Raw genomic sequence first — 3,820 nt, 5'->3', positions numbered from 1 at the left:
GCCGAGAAAGGGCGCCCACACGCCCTGCCCGAGCGGCGGCACCTGGTCGGGCAGGATGCCGGTGTAGCCGCCGCTGCGCAGCGTGCGGATGAGGCCGCGCACGCCGGTGTTGTTGGTGGGCAGCGTCTGCAGGCCGGGCCGGTCGCGCGAGCCGGCGGCGATGAGCTCGGCCATCCATTTCTTGCGCGCGGGGCGGAACAGCGCGGTGATCGGCCCGAAGGTCTCGAGAAAGCGCTCGCCGATCGCCTGGCCGCACATCTCCCAGCTGCCCAGGTGCGGCGCCACGAGGATCACGCCCTTCTTCTCCCGCATGGCGGCCTCGAAGGCCTCCACGCCTTCCCAGCGCACCACGCGCCGCAGCACGCTCTCGCCCTGCGGACGCAGCCACAGCCAGGGCAGCTCGGCAGCCATCTGGCCGGCGGCCGCGATGGCGGGGCGGTACTGCCCGGGGGTGAATCCGGCACTCTCGGCATTGGCCTTGAAGCGGCGGCGGTAGTCCGGCGCGCAATACCAGACGATCCAGCCCAAGAGCGCGCCGAGCCGATGCATCACGGGCATCGGTACGCGGGCAAGCAGGCGGAACAGGGTGACCATGAGCAACAGGGAGTGAAAACCAGGACGCGCGCGCACGATTTGGCGCGGCTCGAATAGAATGCAAATTGTCGCCGAGTTACGGAACAACTTGCAGGGCGACAAACACAAGCGCAGAAGCGATTGTGCCCCGCCGATTCATCGGCATCTGCTAAAGCGTTCGCCAGGGCTCCGCAGAGTTGGCAACGCGCCAAATCACTTCAAGGAGCTTTGAACAAAATGGCGAACGACTTCCTCTTCACCTCCGAATCGGTTTCCGARGGCCACCCCGACAAGGTCGCCGACCAGATCTCGGACGCCATCCTGGACGCGATCTTCGAGCAGGACCCGCGCAGCCGCGTGGCCGCCGAGACGCTGACCAACACCGGCCTGGTGGTGCTCGCGGGCGAAATCACGACCAAYGCGCACGTCGACTACATCCAGGTGGCGCGCGACACCATCAAGCGCATCGGCTACGACAACACCGACTACGGCATCGACTACAAGGGCTGCGCCGTGATGGTCTGCTACGACAAGCAGTCCAACGACATCGCCCAGGGCGTGGACCACGCGAGCGACGACCACCTGAACACCGGCGCYGGCGACCAGGGCCTGATGTTCGGCTACGCCTGCGACGAGACGCCCGAGCTCATGCCCGCACCCATCTACTACGCGCACCGCCTCGTGGAGCGCCAGGCCCAGTTGCGCAAGGACGGCCGCCTGCCCTTCCTGCGGCCCGACGCCAAGAGCCAGGTGACCATGCGCTATGTCGACGGCAAGCCCCACAGCATCGACACCGTGGTGCTCTCCACGCAGCACCACCCCGACCAGAGCGAAACGCCCACCAAGATGAAGGCCTCGTTCAATGAAGCCATCATCGAGGAGATCATCAAGCCCGTGCTGCCGAAGGAATGGCTCAAGGACACGCGCTACCTGATCAACCCGACCGGGCGCTTCGTCATCGGCGGCCCGCAGGGCGACTGCGGCCTCACGGGCCGCAAGATCATCGTCGACACCTACGGCGGCGCCTGCCCGCACGGCGGCGGCGCGTTCTCGGGCAAGGACCCGTCCAAGGTCGACCGCTCGGCCGCCTACGCTGCGCGCTATGTGGCCAAGAACATCGTGGCCGCCGGCCTCGCGCGCCAGTGCCAGATCCAGGTGGCCTACGCCATCGGCGTGGCCCAGCCGATGAACATCACGGTCTACACCGAAGGCACCGGCGTGATCCCCGACGCCAAGATCGCCGAGCTCGTGCGCGAGTTCTTCGACCTGCGTCCCAAGGGCATCATCCAGATGCTCGACCTGCTGCGCCCGATCTACCAGAAGACCGCCGCCTACGGCCACTTCGGCCGCGAAGAACCCGAGTTCACCTGGGAAGCGACCACGCAGGCGGCTGCGCTGCGCGCCGCGGCCGGCCTGTAAAAACCCTTGCGGACGGCGGCGCCTGAGCCTCAGAAGCGGTAGGCGCCGCTCAGGCCCACCGTCCAGTTGCGGCCCGGCGCGGGCTCGTAGTAGCGCGCATTGCCCTCGTTGACGATCAGCGAGCCCACGTAGCGGCGGTCGAACAGGTTGTCGACGCGCGCAAAGGCGTTGAACTCCCAGCGCTCCCATTTCTTCAGGTAGCCGGCGTACAGCGCCGCGACGGCATAACCCGGCGCGCTGGCGGTGTTGGCGTCGTTGGCCTGCATGCGCCCGAGCGCGCGCATCTCGACGCCGGCGCGCCAGCCTTCGGGCGGCACCCAGCCCAGCGATGCGAAGAGCGACTGCCGCGCAATGCCCGGAATGCGGTTGCCCGCCGCCACCGTGTTGGATGCCGCGCAGGGCGACGGCGAGCAGAAGGCATCGCGGTAGCGCGCGTCGAGCCAGGTGTAGGCCAGCTGGGTGCGCCAGTGGCTGGCCGTCTCGTGCTGCCAGGCCAGCTCGAAGCCGTTGCGCCGCGTGCGGCCCGCATTCTGGAACGTGGCGCGGCCGCCGGTGTTGGTGTCGGTCACGATCTCGTCGCGGGTGCGGGTCTGGAACAGCGCCGCCGTCAGCAGCCCTCCGCCCAGCCGCGCCTTCGCACCCAGTTCGACGCTGTCGTTGACTGAGGGCCGCAGCGCGAAGTTGAGCCCGCTGGCACCGCCTGCGCGGTACGACAGCTCGTTGAGCGTCGGCGTCTCGAAGCCCCGGCCGATCGAGCCGTACAGCGCAAGATCGGGCGTGGCCTGGTAGCGCAGCGAAGCCACGGGCAGCGTCTTGCTGTAGCGCGCGCTGCCGCTGTCGTCGCGGTTGGCGCCCACGATGTAGCGGTCCTGCGAATCGAAGTGCACGCTGCTGCGGCGCATGCCGGCCTCGAGCGTCCATTGCTCCGCAAGGCGCCAGGTGGCCTGCGCGTAGGGGTCGAGGTTCCAGACCTCGTTGCGCTCGCTGCGCCGCAGGCGCCCCTGCACGCCCAGCACGGGTGCGGCCACGCGGCCGAGGTAGTTCTCGTAGCCGCGGCGCTGTTCGCGCAGGCTGTCGTAGCCCAGCCCCGCCACCAGTTCGAGCGGCCGGTCGGCCAGTTGCAGCGCGGCGGTCCAGCGCAGGTCGGCTCCGCCGTACTGGCGCTTGAGGTCGATCACGCCGCCCGCATGCAGCGGGTTCTGCTGCGCCGACGGCGGAATCGACTGGTACTGCACGGTCTTGCGCTCGCCGCCGTAGACCATGAGCCGCAGCGACTGCGCGGCATCGATGCGCCGCTCATAGAGCAGGCCGGCCTGCGTCTGCTCCACCGTCTTGCGGGTGTCGTACTGCGTGGCGAGCGGTGCGCTGCGCGGCGCGAGCGCGTACTGGTCGGCCGTGAGGCCCAGCGGATCCTGCGCGCTGATGCGCACGCTGTTGAGCACCAGCGTGAGCTTGTCGCCGTTGTCCAGCGCGATGCCGAGCTTGCCGTTCGCAATGTCGCGCCGTGCCGCGCTGTGTTCGCGCCAGCCGTCGGTCCGGAAGCGGCTGGCGTTCAGCAGGTAGTCGACCGCGCCCTGCGATCCGCTGGCCTGGAGCGACTGGCGCCAGGTGCCGAAGCTGCCTCCGGCCGCCGAGTACGAAAGCCGCGGCGCGCCCTCGCCCGACGCGGTGAAGGCCTGCAGCACGCCGCCCGACGAATTGCCGTAGAGCGCCGAGAACGGCCCGCGCAATATCTCGATGCGGTCGAGCGAGCCGATGTCGATGTTGGAAGTCTGGCCCTGGCCATCGGGCAGCGTCGCGGGAATGCCGTCGACATACAGCCGCACGC

The 3,820-nt window shown here is 69.0% G+C and carries 3 protein-coding genes; 1 reads left to right on the top strand and 2 read right to left on the bottom strand.

The genetic code is table 11. The features are described from left to right. A partial coding sequence (locus tag AC1DOC_RS23830) for an LpxL/LpxP family acyltransferase (RefSeq protein WP_478130620.1) occupies positions 1–594 on the bottom strand: 594 nt, incomplete at its 3' end. A gap of 216 nt (positions 595–810) precedes the next feature. On the opposite strand from AC1DOC_RS23830, the gene metK reads away from it, so the two are divergent. Then, complete coding sequence (metK, locus tag AC1DOC_RS23825) at positions 811–1,992, top strand: methionine adenosyltransferase (RefSeq protein ID WP_012746275.1); 1,182 nt, start codon at positions 811–813, stop codon at positions 1,990–1,992. Between the two features lie 29 nt (positions 1,993–2,021). Here metK and AC1DOC_RS23820 read toward each other — a convergent pair. Beyond that, positions 2,022–3,820 (bottom strand): TonB-dependent receptor domain-containing protein (locus AC1DOC_RS23820; RefSeq protein WP_478130619.1); only part of this gene is annotated, 1,799 nt, incomplete at its 5' end.

This window comes from Variovorax sp. 01T439_2, assembly GCF_056398445.1.
Note: the sequence above shows the minus strand (reverse complement) of the source record. Positions and strands in the feature narration are given on the sequence as shown.